This is a genomic window from Streptomyces sp. NBC_00654 (genome assembly GCF_026341775.1).
GTDB lineage: Bacteria > Actinomycetota > Actinomycetes > Streptomycetales > Streptomycetaceae > Streptomyces.
The window spans coordinates 3,763,290-3,780,686 of record NZ_JAPEOB010000001.1 but is presented as its reverse complement, the minus strand read 5'-3'; the positions used below and the strand labels follow the sequence as shown (position 1 = coordinate 3,780,686).

The following is a 17,397-nucleotide window of genomic DNA, read 5'->3' as shown; positions in this document are numbered from 1 at the left end:
GGTTCCAGAGTCACGCGGTGACCCGTGGGCGGAGAATGGTGCCGATCAGATGAACGTCCCCCATCTCCCCACGGCCCGCTGATGGCAAGCCCACTACCGCAGTTGGCGGCCGAACTCCGCGCGGGGCTCGACCCGCTGCTCCCGCTCCTCTCCGGCCTCTCCCAGGCCGACCGCAGAAAGCGGCTCGCTCAGGCGCTCGGGCTTCCCGGTGACGCGCTGACCGCGGACACACTGCTCGTACGGTTCGCTCTGACGCACGTGGCGGCCCCCGGCGACGTGTGGCCGGTCCTCGTCGACCTGCTGCGGACGGCCGTCAGACAGTCACCACCGGCATGGACACTAGCCATCGACGAGGTCCTCACAGCAGGGCCGGGTGCCGTGCAGGATCCCCTCGTCGGGGCTCTGCCCCCGAAGATCGACCTTTCCCTCGTCCTCACCGGCGCGCTCCCACTCGTACCCGGCCTGGCCGTACGCGACGGGGTCAGTCTCGTGCTCTCCCTGCCGTCCGCCGCACCCGACGCCTCCTCGCTGACCTTCCGGGCCGACGGTGTCGACTTCGCGCTGACCGACCACGCGCTGCTGAAGCTCCTCGTCCCCGGCGGCCTCGTCCTCAAGGGCCGACTGGGCGCCACGCTCGGCAAGGGCGGACTCCGCCTGGAGGGCGGCGGCAGCGGCAGGGGGATCGCGGTCCCCCTCAGCGGGGCCCCGTCCGGGGTGCGCGCGCCCTCTCTGTACGTGTCCGCCCAGAACGGCGGACTGCGGCTCGACGCGTCCTTCCGGGCGTCGCTGCTCGGTCTCGCGGACGCGGCGGTGGACGGCGCGGGCCTTGAGGTCCGCCCTGCCGGCGCGGGGTACACGGCGGCCCTGGTACCACCGAGGGGCCTCGGGCTCACCCTCGCCGTCGGCCCCGCCAAGGGCAGCGGGTTCCTCGCCGAGCACGACGGCCAGTACCGGGGGGCCCTGTCGCTCAGCCTCGGCGTCGTCGAGGTGCAGGCCTTCGGGATCCTGGACACCCGTCCGGTGTCGGTCCTGGTCGCCATGAGCGCCGAGTTCACTCCGGCCATCGAACTGGGCCTCGCCTTCACGCTGAACGCCGTCGGTGGTCTTCTCGGCATCGGCCGCGCGCTCGACCGGGCGGGCCTCGCCGAGGTCGTCCAGTCCGGTCACCTGGACGACCTGCTCTTCCCCGCGGACGCGGCTGCCGCGGCGCCGCGCATCCTGGCCTCGCTGGGCGCGGTGTTCCCCGCGCGTCCGGGAAGCACGGTCGTGGGGCCCATGTTCCGGCTCGGCTGGGGCCGTCCCGTCTCCTTCCTCACCGCGGACGTCGGGGTGGTACTGGAGCTGCCCAGCGGGGTGGTGGGCATCCTCGGCCGGCTCAGGGTCGCGCTGCCCGCCCCGCAGGCTCCGATCCTCGATCTGCGGGCCTCGGTCGCGGGTGTCGTCGACGCCGCGAACGGGCTGGTCGAGATCAATGCCAGCCTGGCGGGTTCCCGGCTGCTGACCTCCTCGATCGACGGCGGTCTCGCGCTGCGCGCCAAGAGCGGGCAGGACGCGACCTTCATCCTGAGCGCCGGCGGCTTCCACCCCCGGTTCACCCCGTCGGCGGGGTTCCCGACGCCGAAGCGCCTCACGATCCCGATCGCGGACAGCCCGCTGTTGCGGATCGTCTTCACCGGCTACTTCGCCCTCACCCCGGGCACCGTCCAGGCGGGCGCCGAGCTCTCCGCCGTCATCGGTTCGCGCAGCACCGGTGTGTCCGGGCGGCTCTCCTTCGACGCCCTGGTGCGCTGGGAGCCCAGTTTCGGTGTGATGCTCGACCTCGGCGGCTCCTTCGCGCTGCGCTTCGCCGGGGAGACGCTGTGCTCGGTCGGGCTGCGGGTCCACGTGGAGGGGCCGACGCCCTGCTGGAACGTCGCCGGCCGTGCCAGCGTGTCCTTCCTGTTCTTCGACGTCAGCTTTCCGTTCGACGAACGCTGGAACTGCACCGGCGAGGCCAAGGCCCCGCCGCCCCCGGACGTCGGCCGACTCCTTGAACAAGCGCTGAAGGACCCCCGGAGCTGGGAGCCGGTCCTCCCGGAGGGGGCGCGCACGATGGTGTCGCTGCGTACCGACGAAGCCGGGGGACGGCTGCTGCACCCGCTCGGCCGGCTCCGCTTCAGCCAGCGCACGGTTCCGCTGGACACGCCGGTGGTCCGGTTCGGACCGGGCCGGCTCCCGGCGCCGACCTCGTTCGGCGTGGCGGTCGGATTCGCCGCCGGGGCGGGCGTCGTGAAGCCCGTCGAGGAGGACTTCGCCCGGGCCGACTTCTTCGATCTCACCGACGACGAGAAGCTCACCCAGCCCGCCTTCGAGCGGCTTCGCTCAGGCAGCGAACTGACCCCTCCCACGTCCTCGGCGACCGCCTCCCGGTACTCGGTACCGGTGGAGTACGAGACCAAGTGGCTCGGCGGCACCGTCCCCGCCCCGGGCGCGCGCTGGGTGATCACCGACGCCGCCCTGACGGCCGCACTGCCCTGGGGGGCGGTCGGCCGCAGCCTCGTGCACGCACTGCGCAGCCGGTACGCGACCCCGCCGATCACGTCGGTCCTGAAGGAGCGGACGTACGCGATCGTGGACACCGGCACCCTCAAGGAGGCCGGCGGGTTCCTCCGGACGGCCACCTTCACCGAAGCCACAGCCCAGCTGAGGACCGTTTCGGGCCGGTCCGCGCTGCACCAGGTCGTGCCCGCACACGAGGTGAGGCCATGACCACGTACACCTTCGCGTCCTGGGAGCGGGCCGGGGCCGCCGCCTCGCTCACCGACCCCGACACCCTGGTCAACACGATGCCCGTACGGGGCTCCCTCGCGGCCACCGCGTCGGTGAACGGCCGTCCCGCGCAGGCGGTTCCGGTCCCACCGCTGCGGCTGTACGGGCCGGGCGATGTGCGGGCGATCGATCACAAGGAGATCGTGCGGCTCTTCCCGTTGCCCGGCACACCGGACGCGGAGACCACCAGGTTCCCGATGCTGGAGTTCGAACGGGCCGAACTGCCCTGGCTGTTCACCCCGCTGGCGCCGGGACCGACGGGCGCCCTGCGGCCCTGGCTCGCCCTGGTCTGCGTACCGTTCGCGGCGGGCCGGCCGCAGCGGGAGCCGGGCGTCCCGCTGCCCGTGCTGCGGGTCGACGGGACCGAACTGCCCGATCCGGCCTCACTGCACCTGTGGGCCCACGCCCAGACGCTCCCAGGACACGAGACCGACCCCCGCCGATCCGTCTCCCGACTGCTCGCTCCTCGCCGGCTGCTGGCGCACACCGGCTACACCGCCTGTCTGGTCCCCTCCTTCGAGGTGGGGCGTCTGGCCGGGCTCGGCAAGGACGTCGCCGGCGGGAATCTCGCACCCGCCTGGACTCCGGCGGCCCGCTGCGAACTGCCGGTCTACTTCTCCTGGACGTTCTCCGCCGGCGAGGGCGGCGACTTCGAGACGTTGGCCGACCGGCTGCGGGCCCGCCCTCTGCCGCCGCACGCCGGCCGACGGCCGCTCGACGTGAGCCGCCCCGGGCTCTTCGCGACCGGCCCCGGGCCCGTCGTCCAGGAGGTGGAGAGCGCCCTGCGCGATCCGAACGCCCCGGCGCGCGACCCGTGGCCGGTCGGCGAGCCGAGCGCCCAGTGGCAACAGCGGCTCGCGAAGGCGCTGGTGCCGGTGGGGGACGGCACGGGTGACGAGGACCCCGACGTCCTGCCCCCGCTGTACGGCGGCTTCCACGCACTGCGGGTAGGAGCGGTCCCGGCGTCCTCCGGCTGGCTCGACACCCTGAACCTCGATCCTCGGTGGAGGGTGGCCGCCGGACTCGGTGCCCGGGCCGTGCAGGCCGACCAGGAGCAGCTCATGGCGTCGGCGTGGCAGCAGCTCGCCGACGTACGGGCCGCCAACCGGCTGCTCGACCTGGCCCGGTTCGCCCGACTGGTCGGCGGCCGACTGCATCTGCGGCACGTACGGCCGCTCTCCGCCGACGAGGTCCTGCGGCTGGCCACTCCCCTGCAGAGCCGTCTGGCGCTGACCTCGGACACCACGTTGTGGTCGTCGATCCGGGCGAGTCTGCTTCCGAACGCCATGGCCACCGCGGAGTTCCACCGCGCGGTGCGCCCGATGGGTGTGCTCAGCCGGCGGGTGGGGCTGATCGCCGGGCGGGCGGCGAACGCTCCGCAGCCGCCGTTCGCCACCGTGCTGGCCTCCGTCTCCGGTTCCCCCACCGGCCTCGCGGTGCCCCGACCGGATCCGGACGGCACGGTGGCATTCGCCGTCGCACCGGAGCGGGTCGTGGCCCCGGAGCGGCTCGCCGCGGTACGCAAGGTCTTCGCGCCCGAGGACGGGGCGCCGGACGCCTGGCGGCAGGTGGCGACCGAGGCGGCCCGGCGCTCCGCGCAGCGCGCGGTCACCACCGAGCAGCTCGCCGCCACCCGCCCGCTCGCCGCGGTCTCACTCAACCGTGCCTTCCGGCTCTCGGCGCTGCCCGAGGTCGCGGTACCCGAGGGCTTCCTGGCCTCGACGAAGGTCACCCCGCACGGCGATCTGGTCTTCCCCAGCGGCCGGAGCGGTCCGGCCGGACTGGACCTGCTCTCCGACGCGAACGCCGAGACCGTGGCCCAGGGCCGGTTCTCCGGCGCGTTCGACGGGCTCTGGGACGGGTCGGGCGCGGGCGATCCCGCGGGCACGTGGAGGGGAAGGTGCGCCGGCAGCTGGGACATGGGCGCGGGGCGGTCGGGCGCCTGGAAGGGCGCCTACGAGGGCACATGGAGCAACGAACCCGGGCAGGACGGCGGTAGTCCCACCTGGATCGCCCTGTACACCGGCACCTGGGAGTCCGGCTCGGAGCACGGCACCTGGCGCGGCGTGTGCACCGGCATCTGGAGCCCGGAGAACATCAGTTCGGACGGCGTCTTCACCGGTACCTGGCAGTCCGCCGGCCACCACGGCACGTTCCGAGGCGCCTGCCCGGGGAGCTGGGACTGGTGCGACGCCAATCCGACCACCGAGCTCTGGTGGGCGGACTGCTCAGGGGAGCTGCGGGTCACCGGGGAGGGACCCGGCCCCGAGCAGGAACCGTGGACGGCCGACGGTCTCAAGGACCTCGTCGAGACGTGGCACACGACCGGCAGCCTCGGCCTCGGCGTCTTCACCCACCCGGGACCGCTGGCGAAGCAGAGCGATCTGCTGCCCGCCCCGGCCGTGCTCGACACCCGCCCCGAGGACGTCAAGGACATGTTGGTCCAGGCGCACGACCGGGTGCTCGGGCCGTCGCACGCGCCGCCGATTCCGGAACGGGACCCGTTCCCGGCCCTGCAGGCCCAACAGAAGATCGTGGATCTGACGGACCCCGCGGTCACCGTGCCCGCCGTCGTCGACACCCTGGTCGAACGGCCCGCGGGCACCGATCCGGAGGTGCCGGTGCAGTGGGCGCCGGTCTTCGACGACCCCATGTGGCCGCCGCTGTCGGCGCAGTCCAACGAGTGGTTGTTCGCCGGTCTCCAGCACGTTCCGGCCGACACGGCGGTGCTCGCCCTCACCAACGCCCCCTTCGTCGCCGCGTACATGGCCGGGGCCAACCACGAGTTCGCGCGCGAGCTGCGCTGGCGCGAGTACCCGACCGACCAGCGCGGCACGTACTTCGCGTCGTTCTGGGGACAGGCGAAGGATCTGCCGCCCCTGCACACGTGGCAGCGCGACCTGACGCTCGGGACGCATCTGACCGCCCCGCCCGACCGGGTCGTCCTGGTGCTGCGCAGCGCCCTGCTGCGCCGCTACCCCGGTGCGATCATCTACGCGGCTCCGCTGCTCGGCACCGAGCCGAACGAAGCCGCCGCCCGCCATCCGATCTTCCGGGGCGGCCTGGATCCCGACACGGCCATGATCGGTTTCGACCTCACGAAGACCGAACTCCTCGCCTCGCCCTGGTGCTTCGTGATCGCGGAGCAGCCGACCGAGCCCCGGTTCGGGCTCGACGACCCGCCGGACAACGCGCTCACCGACCCTCCGGCGTCCGGGGTCTGGGGCCGCCCCTACACCGCGCCGCCCAACACCCCCAGCACTGCGGACGACTGGAACAACCTCGACTGGAGCCATCTCTTCGACTCCAAGGAGGCCTATCTGGCCGCGACCCATGCCCCGGGAAACCCGCGGCCCAACGTCGCCCACGAAGGTCTCGTGTGGGGCGCAAGCGCCGCGGGGACCGCCCGCCAGTGTTTCCAGCAGCCCGTCAGGGTCGTCCTGCCGGCCGCACGACTCCTGTCCCCCTGAGGAGAACGACACATGACCGATCTCGGCGCACTGCGCCGGGCCGTGACCGAGGCCGAGGAGCACCGTGCGCTCCTCGGCGCCCGGGCCACCGCCACCGACCGGCAGGCCGTCTTCAGCCGCATCGGCACGACCCGAGGCGCCCTGGACGAGGGCGTGCGTGCCTTCGCCGGGAGGGGGTTCGCCCCGCTGCTCGCCGACCTGGATCCAGAAGTACCTCTGGTGCTCCTGCCCGTACGGCTGGAAACCCGGGTGCGGAGGGACGGCGGCCACGACAAGCTGCTCGTGCGGATCTTCCCCGACGACATCCATGTCGAGTCGCACGAGCCGCACCCCACCGCGGGCGAGGTGGAGCAGGGCCGCCGCTACTGGCGGACGGTGTGGCGGGCCGGCCGCAGCGACAACGCGGACGGGGACCGGGGCCGGCTGCTCCTCGCCGCCTGGGGGCAGCTGTCGGGCGCACTCGGTGCGCAGCGGGCCCGCTGGCTCGTACGGCTGCTCACACCCGTCTCGGACACCCGGCCACCGTCGCCGCTGTCCGACTCCGCGCCGGATCCGGAGCCGTCCTGGCCCGAGGTCCCGGTCCGCGGGCGAGGCTGGAACCGTGCGGCGACCGCCTCTACCCTTCCGGACCTCTTTGTCGTACGGGCGTATCAAGGCGATGTGCTGGTCGGTGAGAAGGAGGGCAAGCCAGTCCCGGACGTCGTGCAGGTCGGGCCCGACCCGGACGCGACGCCCGAGGAGGGCGAACCGCACCTCGACCCGGAGCTGCGCTGGCTGACGAAGTTCTCCGAGGCGGAGGAGAAGGGGCTCGCCGTCACCGTGCTGCTGGACCGGAACGGTTACGAGCCGGCCAGGGAACCGCTGCTCACCCGGGTGGTCGCGTTCGGGGTGTCCGGCTCCCTCGACCCCCAGGCCTCGGCGGGACGGCTCACCCGACTGCTGGCCGGCCGGGACGGGGACGGCGAGGCGGCATTCGTGCGGCAGGGCACGGCGACCAACAACACCCGGGACGAGGCCGGTTCCGCACCGCCGCCCCCGGACGTGGACCGGCTGCTCGGTGTCTTCGGCCCCGCCGCGGCGCCCGACGAGTGGGCGAACTGCTCCCGCCTCGCGGCCGCGTTCGGCATTCCGGTGTCCGCGCTCACGGCCCTGCCCGGGGCCGACGAGCCGGAGCAGGCCGACGCGCGCGCCCTGCAGATGGCCCTGTGGAGCGCCACCGGGGACTTCTACCTCGACGAACTCCTGGAGAAGGACCGGGGAGGTACGGAGCTCACCGTCGACCGGTCCTGGCTGCGCCGCCACTACTACGAGAACGTACGGGCCCGGGGGCCGCTCCCTGTTCTGCGGGTCGGCAGGCAGCCGTACGGGGTGCTGCCGGTCACCGCCACCGCGCGCTGGCAGCCCGACGAGCACGAGCCGTCGGGTCTGAAGGGGCTGCACCGCGTCCTCGGCGTGCTGCGCCCGTTCTGGGAGGTCGGCGTCGACACCCTGCCCCGGGTCGGCGGCCCCGACCAGCCCGGGGAGACCCTCACGCTGCCCAAGCCCGAACGTGACGTGCTGCGCGCCCTCGGGATGGCGCCGGTGTCGCGGACGGTGTCGGTGCGTTCCGTCCAGGGCGGGCTCCTGGCCTGTTTCAAGGACGCCTCGCTCAGCATGAGCGGCATCAGCTTCGGCGGCACCGGGTACTGCGTCGGCGACACCCCGGAGGACCGGCACTCCCAGGCACTCAACGCGGCGCTCGGCATCAGCTACCGGCCGAAGATCAGCCACCAGATCAACGGGGCGGCCACCCGGCTGTGGCTGCCGTACGTCCGTCCCGCGAAGCTGCCCGAAGGCACCGACCCGGCGGACGACCTGATCGGGTTCCTCAACGCCGTCGTCGAGCGCTTCGAACTGATCAGGCTCACGGTCCGCAAGGAGGAGGCGCGCACCCTCCTGGAGGCGCTGCTGCGGCACACCGCGAACCTGGAGTACGGGCGGGCCGCGTCCGGAGTCCGTGACCCGGACGCGCTGTGGCCCCGGCTGCGGTTCGCCGAAGCCCTGCTCAACCCCACGCACGAGCTGAACACCCTCACCAGCGCCAAGCTGCTCGCCCGCCCCTTCACCCTGGGCAAGATCATGGCGCTGTCCGCGCCGACGGCCGTCGCGGACAGCGGGACCGATCGCGACTCGACCGTGTACCGGACCATCCTCGACGCTCGTGCCTCCATGGCCGGACAGGTCTTCGAGGCAGCGACCCGGCGCAACGGTGTTCTCGGCCTGCTGGGCACGGAGCGGCCCTGGAGCGTGCGCCTGGCGGAGATCGACGCCGCGTTGCAGTACCTGGCCGGCCGGGTGAAGACCTGGCAGGGCCGCGAGGAGGATCCCTTCGCCGCCATGGAGCGGCTGCTCGGCGAATGCCTCGATCTCGTCTCCCACCGGCTCGACGCCTGGATCGGATCCCTCGCCACCGCCCGCCTCCACGCACTGCGCCGGCCGGGCCGCCGCCCGACCGGGGTGCAGCTGGGCGCGTACGGCTGGGTGGAGAACCTGACGCCCGCCGGCGTGCCGCGCAGCCGGGGATGGGTGCTCGCTCCCTCGCTGCCGCAGGCCGCCACCGCGGCCGTGCTGCACAGCGGCAACCTGTCGCACCCCACAGACGCCGGTGCCTTCGCGGTCGACCTGTCCTCGCGGCGGATGCGGGTGGCCATGACCGTCCTCGACGGCGTCGCCCAGGGCCAGCCCCTGGGGGCTCTGCTCGGCTACCGGCTCGAACGGCGACTGCACGACGAACGGGAACTGGCCGACGCACCCCTGGAGTTGGACCGGTTCATCGCTCCCCTGCGGGCCAAATGGTCGGTGCAGAGCGTCCAGCACCCCGCCGCGGGAGCGCAGGAGTTCATCGGTGCCCACGACGTCACGGACGGCGCTCGGCTCGCCGGGGTGCCCGTGAACGAGGTCGTCACACACCTGCGAGCGAACTCGGGCGGCTCACCGATGACCGCCGATGAGGAACGGGCCGTACGGCGCCACCTGACCGCACTCCGCGACGACCTCGACGCCGTCGGGGACCTGCTCCTCGCCGAGAGCGTCCACCAGCTGACCCAGGGCAATCCGGACCGCGCCGGTGCCACACTGGACTCCCTCGCCGCGGGCGGGCAGCCGCCAGCACGGCCCCAGGTGCTCGACACGCCGCGGCGCGGCATCCCGGTGAACCACCGGGTCCTCGTCGTGGTCCCGGAGGGATCGCCCCGCGCGGCGGGCTGGGACGGCGCACAGCAGACCACACGGCCGAGGGCCGAGGCCGAACCCCTGCTCGACACCTGGGCCGGCCACCAACTCGGGGCCGCCCCCCGGATCAAGCTGCGCGCCGCGTGGCTGCGTCCCGGCCAGGAGGCCGGGACGGGCACCGCCACGGTCACCGAGCACACATGGCCGCTCACCCGGCACTGCGCCCTGGACGTGGTGGCGCTCGCCGCAGCAGGCCGGCTGCGGACCGTGCTGGAGCAGGCGCTCCTGCCGCAGCAGCCGTCGACCGTGCCCGACGACGCCGTCCCCGTCCTGCTCCCGGGCCGGGCCTCGAGCTGGACCCGTACCACCGTGGACATCGCCCAGCTGGAGGCGCTCGGTGCGACGGTCGCGGCCGTGCTCGCGGCCGCCCGGCCCGGCACCACGGCCGACCTGGCACCCGCGGACAATCCGCCTCCGCCGGCCACGGACCTGGAGTTCTCGGACCGCGCGCAGAAGGCCCTCGCCGGCCTGCGGGCGGCGCTGGACGCGGCGAACCTGGAGAAACTCGCCGCCTACGGGGTGACCGGGCCGCCTACCGGACCGGTCGACGAGCAGGCCGACCAGCTGGCAGCCGCCCTGCGCGAGGCGAAGGAGCGGATCCGGCTCGCCGAGCAGGAGACGGCGGAGGGCGGACCGGGGGCCGCGGCCGAGGTCCTGGAGGCGGTGTTCGGACCCGGGTTCCGGGCCGTGGGCCGGTCAGCCGCGCCCGCCACCGATGCGCTGGACGCCTCGTTCGGCTCCGGGCTCGACCGCGGCGGCGACGCCCGGCTGGTGCCGGGCGACTGGGCGGAGCTGATGGGCACGGTGCGGCCGGGCACCGGCGCCTTGGCGGATCTGCTGCTGCACACCGGTGCCGCGGCGACGGGTACCGGCTACGCCCTGCGGATCGGGCAGGTGCCCTTCGCGCCGGGCGACCGGTGGGTGGGCGCCCTGCGCGAACCCGCCGACGAGGACAAGCCGGCCACCGGTCTGTTGGTGCACGGCCCCGCACAGCCGCTCGGAACGGGCAAGGCCGCCGTGCTCGTCGTCGATGCCTGGGCAGAGCTGATCCCCGCTCAGCAGCACACGGCGGGCGCCACGTTCCACTACGACGCGCCCGGGGCTCGGGCTCCGCAGGCGGTGCTGGTCGCGGTGCCGCCGGTGGTCGGGGTGCCGTGGACCCCGGACGTGCTGGCCGCCACCGTCGACGAGGCGTTCGCCCTGGCGAAACTACGGCTCGTGGACCTGGACGCGCTGGGCTGGCTGGGGCGTTACCTGCCGGCCGCGTATCTGCCCGAGGGGGCGATGGGGACGCAGCCCTCGGTGCACCTGCTCAACATCATGAAACGGCCGGAGCTGGCGGACGTGATGGAGCAACTGATCAAGAAGGAGTCCTGACGATGTTCGATGTCATTTCCTTCAACCAGTACCACCGCCTGGAGCCAGTGGTACGGCCGAGCGGCACCGGCGGGCAGCTGGACGAGTCGCTGGCCGCCCGGGTGGCCGACCCGTTGTTCATGCTCGCCCGGCAGTGGCAGCTGGCGGAGTTCGCGGGCGAGGACGGCGGCTCGCCGGTGTGGTGCGAGATCGCCACCGAGAGCACTCCGCTCGGCGCGTTCCGCCCGGCGGGTGGAGGGGCGGAGGTCCCCCTGCCGAAGGGGGTTCCGCTGGAGTTCCTCGCGGAGGCGGGGGGCGCGCCCGGCGAGACCGCGAAGGCGCTGCCCCTGCGGGCCTCCGCCCGGGCCGGGCGGCGCTTCCTCGACACGCTGCGCACCCAGAGCCTGTCGGACACCGTCCTGGAGCAGATCGACGCCGCGGTGCTGGCGAAGGCGCCGCTGGCCCGGCCGCCCGCGCGACCGGAGGACGATCCGCTCCGGCGCGACCCCGGCGGGCGGGCGTTGCGCGCGGTGCTCGCGGGCAGGGTGCCCGACGGGGTCGCGCTCGCCGGGCACTTGGACGACGGCTGGCGGCCTCCGGGGCTCTCCGGAGCGCAGCAGACCGCGTTCGACAAGGCAGCGGAGCTGTGGCTGGAGTGGTTCGCCGATCAGTACGGGACACCGGTGCCGTCGAGTTGGGCCCGGGAGCGGCTCGAACACCGGTTCGCCGTCACGGCCGAGCCGGGCGGGCGGGCGGTGACACTGACGGCCTCCGAGTTCACCGGGGGCGCCGCCGACGCGTACCACTTCGACCTCGACGCCGGTACGACCCCGCTGCCCGCGCCGACCGGTGGCACGGCGAAGGGCGTACTGCCCACGCGGGTCACGTATCCGGGCATGCCGGCGGACCGCTGGTGGGAGTTCGAGGACGCGCGGGTCAATCTGCCCGCCGTGGGGGCGGGGGTGCCGGACCTGGCCCGGCTCCTCGTCGTCGAGTTCGCGAACATCTACGGCAACGACCACTGGATGATCCCGCTGGAACTGGCCACGAGCGCGCTCCACCGGATCTCCGGGCTCACGGTCGTCGACACCTTCGAGGACACCACGGTGGTCGGACCGGCCGAGCACGACGCCTGGTCGGTGTTCCGGCTGACGAACGCCCAGGACGGCAGGGCCGGGCCGCCGTTGCTGCCGCTGTTGCCGACCGCTTCGGCTCGGCTGGAGGGCACGGCCGTCGAGGAGGTGCTGTTCGCCCGCGACGAGATGGCCAACCTGGGCTTCGCGATCGAACGGGTCGTGCAGGGCGCCACCGGCAGGCCACGGGTACGCGCCGACGAGCCATCGGACGCGGATCCGCAGGTGCCACCGACCGATCCGGCGGCACTCGCCTACCGACTGCTCACCCCCGTGCCGGCGCACTGGATCCCGCTCGTGCCGGTGCCCCTTGAGGCAGGATCGGCCGCCGTCTGCCTGCGACGCGGGCAGATTCCCCGCTTCGCGGCGAACGGTACGCGGCTGCCGCAGGTCAAGGCGGCCGGACGGATCCTGGAGCCGGAGGTGAAGCGGGTGTCCTTCCGCGACGAGGAGATCCCCCGGTCGGGAGTGACCGTCACCCGCGTGCCGGTGGTGGCACGCGGTGAGGACGGCCGGGTCTTCCAGTGGGTGGGCCGCCGTGTGCGTGCCGGGAGGGGCGAGGCCTCCAGCGCCCTCGCGTTCGACGGAGCCGTACCGCCGAAGGAGCAGCGGTGAACGCGGGGCGGGGCAGCCCGCTCCCCCGGCTGGGACGTATCCGCACCGAGGGCGCGGGAACCGAGGCACTCGGGACCACACGGTTCGCGACCGAGGCGTCCCGGATCGATGGGTCCGGGTTCGACATCCGCACGGATGTGTCGGTGATCGCCCTGACCTCCGACGACGCGGAGATCGTCGGCACGGACTGTTACGGAAGGATGTTCCGCTGGGAGAGGCTGACCGGGCTGCAACTGGCCGGTCCGTTCGCTCTGCACGCCAAACGGACCATCTGGGGAATGGTGCTGACGCCCGATGACCTGGAGGTCGTCACCGGGGGCGCCGACGGCACGCTGGGGCGCTGGGAGCGGACGACCGGCACGGCCTTCGCCGAACGCTTCGCCGCCCATGCGGCACCGATCCTCGGCCTGGCCCGCACCCGCGACGGCCACGAACTGGTGACCGCTTCCCGGGACGGCACGGTCCGCCGCTGGGAGCGGACGACCTGGAGCCCGCTCGGCGAACCACTGCGCGGACCCTTCGGCGCGGTGCGAGCGGTGGCCCTCACCCCCGACGACGACCTGATCGTCACGGCCGGCCAGGACGGCACCGTACGGCGCTGGAACCGTACGGCCGGCACGCCGCTCGGCGAGCCGCTGCTCGGACACGACGGTCCGGTGCAGTCGCTCGCGATCGGCCCCGAGGGACGGGAGTTCGCCTCCGGCGGCCTGGACGGCACGGTGCGCCGGTGGGACCGCGGTGCGGACCGGCCCACCGGGGCGCCGCTCATGGCGGGGGCGCCGGTGCGGTGCGTGCTGCTCACGGGGGACGGCGAGATCACGGCGGCCTGCTCGAACGGCACCCTGCACCGCTGGGACCGGACCGGGCAGCGTATCGGTGCGGCGCTGCCCGCGCACGCGACCGCCATCTGGTCCATGACGACGACACGGGACGGGTCCGAGCTCCTGACGGGCGGCTGGGACCGGCGGATCCTGCGGTGGGAGCGGATCACCGGCGTGCCGCTGCGGCCCGCCCGCACGCTGACCCGGATCGAGGCCGTGCCGCGCCTGGAGATCCAGGGAACCACACCGTTCTGAGCAGCTTTCGGATGCCCTGACCCGTTCGCCCCTTCTCGGGAGAGCCGATGCCTTCCATCACCATCGACACCTCACAGCTGACGTTCCCCCTCGTCGCGGTCTCCCGGGACGACTCCGGGGCCGGGGCCGGGGCCGGGAGCAGCCCCTGGGACGGCCTCGTCGACGGGGCCGCCGTACCGCCGCCGGAGGTGGCGCTACCCGCGGGCACGGGCTATCGGCTGCGTCTGGGCGACGGTACGACGGCCGCCGTCACCTTCGACGTACGCGAGGACGGAACCCTCGACTTCGCACCCGAGCACGACGCGTTCCTCGACGGCCGCGGCGGACACCGCCTCACCGTGCGAGGGATGCCGGTCACCATCGATGCCAGAGCTCTGGACCACCCGCTCACGCCGGAGCTGCCGGGCGCCGGTCCGCTGTCCTCGGACCGCGTCCACGAGTTGCTCCTGCTGCCCTCCGCGAGCTACCGGCTGCTGGTCGAGGCAGGCACCGCCGTCGGCGCCCTCGCCTTCTCCGTCGCACCCGACGGGCAGGTCCAGCTCGCCATGAAGGCCGCGGAAGCCGGTGTCGCCGAGGCCACCGGAAGCACCCTCACGATCCAGGGACGCACCGTCACGGTCGACGGCCGGTCCCTCTCCCACGGCCTGCTGCCGGTCGGCGTGCCGGACGCGGGCATGGGCTCCTTCCTGTCCCCGGACACCGTGCACCGGCTCACGATGCTTCCGGCCGCCGGATACACCTTCCACACCGCACCCGGTCTGCCCGCCGACTTCTCGTACACCGTCCGCGCCGACGGGAACGTCGACTACGACCCGTCCTGCGACACTTTCCTGACCGGGCGCGGCACACGCACCCTCGTCGTGAGCGGGTTCCCCGTGGCACTCGGCGCCGCCGAAGCGGACAGCGACCTCCTCGGCATCGCGGCCCTCGACGGCCTGCCGCATACCCCTCGCGAACTGACCGCAGTCCTCGCTCCCGCGAGCGGTTACCAGCCACGGACGGCGCACGGCGTGTGCAGCGGCTTCCGGGTCACGCGCGACGGCGCCCTCGTCGTCGCTCCGCCGGGCACCCGCTCGTACTCCTCGGCCCCGGAGGGCTCCCCCGCGACCGCGACCGCTGGACTTGCGGTCCTCACGGTCCGCATCGCCCGGGCCGTCCCGGGCGGAGCCCCGCCCCGGGGCAGGGTCACCTTCACCGCGGACGGGGTGTCCCTCGGCACGGTCCTCCTGGACGAGCTGGGCCTGGCGACGCTGCGCACGGCGGCCCCGCCGAAGGGCGATCAGGAGATCGTCGTCGCCTACGAAGGGGACGACGCGCACCGCCCGAGCATGACGACGCTGCACGTCCGTGGAGGCGCGCGCACACCCTGAGGAGCGACAGGGCAGGACCGGGGGACAACAGCAGGGAAAGAGGGGACAAGGAATTCGAGGTGGGTGCCGGCCTCGGTCATCGAAATAGGTCTGGAAGTCAATGGTGAGCACGACGACGGGCACGCCGGAGGTGCTGGCGTATCCGATCTCCATGCAAACCCCGTCGTCAGAGCTCGGACCGTGCAGGATGGCGATCACGGCGCCGAGGCGTTCGCGGTCAAGCTCGAACAGGCGGCGCCCCTTGACCTCGGCGACGAGGTCCTCCTCGTCGGTGCCGCAGAACGGCAGGAAGGCACGATCGGGACCGACCTCCGCGGCAAGCCGGTCGGCGAGGCCGGCGGCGAGAGCACGGTCGTGCGCGGCGAAGAGCCGATGGGCTATGGGGAACGACATCGGGAGAGGCCCCCAAGTCGGTAGGTCAGCCGCGTCGGGGCGCGGGGATCGGGAGGGTCGGGGCCGCGACGTACCCGGCTGCGGCCGCTGTCGCCTCCGCCAGGGCCTGGGCGGTTGTCGCACCGCGTGAGCGGTGGGCCAGGAAGGTCGTCAGCGCGGCTGCCGTGCCGTGCCGCACCTGGCCGGTGTGCTCTTCACCCGTCCGCCCGGCATCACCGTCGTCTCGGTCCGAGCCCCGCCGGCACGCCGAACCTCCGGCCACCCGCAACGCCCGGGCCGCCCGCCCCAGGTGCGGGGCGTCACCGGAACCGTTCAAGAAAGGTGCCAGCGCCGCAGGCGCCGTGTGACGTCCTGGGGCGAGGCGCCACACGGCGCCTTCCGGGCCAGGAGAGTTACGCGGCGAGACCTTCCGCAGGTTGTACCGCATCGGCGTGCTGCGCGAGCGGGCGAGCCGGGGCCGGAGACGGCGAACAGATACGAGGACCTGGCCCAGGCAAGCGCCGCACGGGCGAACTCCCTTACCTTGTGGCCCCGTTCTGAAGGAAACCAGGGACTCGGCGGTTGCGATGAGGCCGTCTTCCGGGGTGGTGGCGCCACCAGTACATTCTTCAGAATGACGGCGAATCCGGCGTCGGGCGCCGCGCCCCCAAGGGTTCTCCGTCGTGGCCCGCGCTCGACAGCGCGAGCTCCACCATCAGGCAGGCGTTGACGAAGCGGCCGTCGAGCCGCGCCGCAGTGCCGCACAGGGCTTTCGGCAAAGCACAGCCCGCCGAGTCATCGCCTTCGGCGGTCATGCGGCAGATCGGCCTCCTCACCAGCTGGCACACCCTCACGCGCGGGAGACATCGATGACCAACGACCCGACCGCACACCACACCCTCCCTTCATCGCCGGACGCCGACCGACTCCACAACGAGCAGGACACGCAGACCGAGACCGCGGACGGCGCGGCCGTCGACGGGAACATCCACGTCGGCTACTGGGACAGCACCGCGGACGACCGTTCCCTCAACCAGGCCACCGACCGGCTCACCGACCTCGTGGCGGCACAACTGGCCGGCGCACCTGGCCGGCGTCTGCTGGACGTCGGCTGCGGAACCGGACGGCCGGCCCTGCGCATCGCCCGCGCCACCGGCGTGCGCGTGTCGGGAGTCTCGGTCAGCGCCGAGGACATCGACCTCGCCCGTACCCGGGCGGCCGCCGCCGGCCTCGCAGATCGGGTGGAGTTCCGCTACGCGGACGCCTGCGCACTGCCCTTCGAGGCCGCGTCCTTCGACGGCGCCTGGGCCATCGAGTCCATGATGCACATCCCCGACCGTACCGCCGCCCTCACTGAGATCGCCCGCACCCTGCGGCCCGGCAGCCCGCTGGTCGTCACCGATGTGCTGCTCCGCTCGCCGGTGACCGGGGAGGCCGCGGAGACGGTCCGCCGGACCGGCCAGGCGTTCGGGTCCCCCGGGTTTCCCGAACCGGCGGAGCTCCGAACGGCCCTCGCCCGCGCCGATATGGAGGTGGTGGAGTTCAACGACATCGGAGAGCATGTCCGGCGCACCTACCAGGCGTTCGCCGATGCCTTCGCCGATGTCGCACCCTCCGCCGACGACCCCCACTACGAATTCTTCAACTCCACGCGCTCCCTTCCCCGGTTCGGTGCGCTCCCACAGATCGGCTACGTCTTCCTGGTCGCCCGCCGCCTCTGAGCGAAACCACCGTCCGCGACTTCGCCGCATCGCCCCGGCGCTGGTCAGCGGGAGCGCCCCGTTCTCGGGGGCGCTCCCGCTGACCTCGCTGCGCGTGGTCACGGTCCGGGGGGGGCATCGGTGCAGTCCAGCTCGCCCCGGTCTGCGCGGCGGTAGAGGGGAAAGAGAACCAGAAGAAGCGCTGACGTGACCGAAGACCTCGGCCT

Annotated in this window: 9 protein-coding genes; 8 read left to right on the top strand and 1 reads right to left on the bottom strand. The window is 73.4% G+C overall.

Annotation, left to right across the window (positions count from 1 at the left end; genetic code table 11):
- The first annotated feature begins 81 nt into the window (after positions 1-81).
- The 7 genes from OHA98_RS16250 to OHA98_RS16220 all read left to right on the top strand — a co-directional run bounded on the left by OHA98_RS16250 (position 82) and on the right by OHA98_RS16220 (position 15,515).
- Positions 82-2,748 (top strand): DUF6603 domain-containing protein, encoded by a 2,667-nt coding sequence (locus OHA98_RS16250; protein WP_266926425.1) that lies wholly within the window; start codon positions 82-84, stop codon positions 2,746-2,748.
- Entirely contained in the window at positions 2,745-6,278 is a 3,534-nt protein-coding gene (locus OHA98_RS16245) for a hypothetical protein (RefSeq protein ID WP_266926423.1), read from the top strand. Before OHA98_RS16250 ends, OHA98_RS16245 begins: the two co-directional genes overlap by 4 nt.
- A gap of 12 nt (positions 6,279-6,290) precedes the next feature.
- Positions 6,291-10,925, top strand: a complete 4,635-nt coding sequence (locus OHA98_RS16240) for a hypothetical protein (protein ID WP_266926422.1) — start codon at positions 6,291-6,293, stop codon at positions 10,923-10,925.
- Between the two features lie 2 nt (positions 10,926-10,927).
- Positions 10,928-12,652, top strand: coding sequence for a hypothetical protein (locus OHA98_RS16235; protein WP_266926420.1), 1,725 nt, complete (start codon positions 10,928-10,930; stop codon positions 12,650-12,652).
- Positions 12,649-13,728, top strand: a complete 1,080-nt coding sequence (locus OHA98_RS16230) for a WD40 repeat domain-containing protein (protein WP_266926419.1) — start codon at positions 12,649-12,651, stop codon at positions 13,726-13,728. The genes OHA98_RS16235 and OHA98_RS16230 overlap by 4 nt, the downstream gene beginning before the upstream one ends.
- A gap of 47 nt (positions 13,729-13,775) precedes the next feature.
- Positions 13,776-15,098, top strand: a complete 1,323-nt coding sequence (locus OHA98_RS16225) for an Ig-like domain-containing protein (RefSeq protein ID WP_266926417.1) — start codon at positions 13,776-13,778, stop codon at positions 15,096-15,098.
- Positions 15,099-15,161: 63 nt separating this feature from the next.
- Positions 15,162-15,515 carry a hypothetical protein gene (locus OHA98_RS16220; protein WP_266926416.1) on the top strand — a complete coding sequence of 118 codons (354 nt, stop codon included), beginning with the start codon at positions 15,162-15,164 and terminating at the stop codon, positions 15,513-15,515.
- A gap of 584 nt (positions 15,516-16,099) precedes the next feature.
- Here OHA98_RS16220 and OHA98_RS16215 read toward each other — a convergent pair.
- A complete protein-coding gene (locus tag OHA98_RS16215) occupies positions 16,100-16,285 on the bottom strand; it encodes a hypothetical protein (protein ID WP_266926414.1) in 186 nt (61 codons plus the stop codon).
- A 54-nt stretch (positions 16,286-16,339) separates the two neighbouring features.
- On the opposite strand from OHA98_RS16215, the gene OHA98_RS16210 reads away from it, so the two are divergent.
- Complete coding sequence (locus OHA98_RS16210) at positions 16,340-17,191, top strand: cyclopropane-fatty-acyl-phospholipid synthase family protein (RefSeq protein WP_266926413.1); 852 nt, start codon at positions 16,340-16,342, stop codon at positions 17,189-17,191.
- The last annotated feature ends 206 nt before the right edge of the window (positions 17,192-17,397 follow it).

Coding starts and splice junctions, on each gene's coding strand:
- OHA98_RS16235 (WP_266926420.1), top strand. CDS start 10,928: ATGTTCGATGTCATTTCCTTCAACCAGTACCACCGCCTGGAGCCAGTG.
- OHA98_RS16225 (WP_266926417.1), top strand. CDS start 13,776: ATGCCTTCCATCACCATCGACACCTCACAGCTGACGTTCCCCCTCGTC.
- OHA98_RS16250 (WP_266926425.1), top strand. CDS start 82: ATGGCAAGCCCACTACCGCAGTTGGCGGCCGAACTCCGCGCGGGGCTC.
- OHA98_RS16210 (WP_266926413.1), top strand. CDS start 16,340: ATGACCAACGACCCGACCGCACACCACACCCTCCCTTCATCGCCGGAC.
- OHA98_RS16215 (WP_266926414.1), bottom strand. CDS start 16,285: ATGACCGCCGAAGGCGATGACTCGGCGGGCTGTGCTTTGCCGAAAGCC.
- OHA98_RS16240 (WP_266926422.1), top strand. CDS start 6,291: ATGACCGATCTCGGCGCACTGCGCCGGGCCGTGACCGAGGCCGAGGAG.
- OHA98_RS16245 (WP_266926423.1), top strand. CDS start 2,745: ATGACCACGTACACCTTCGCGTCCTGGGAGCGGGCCGGGGCCGCCGCC.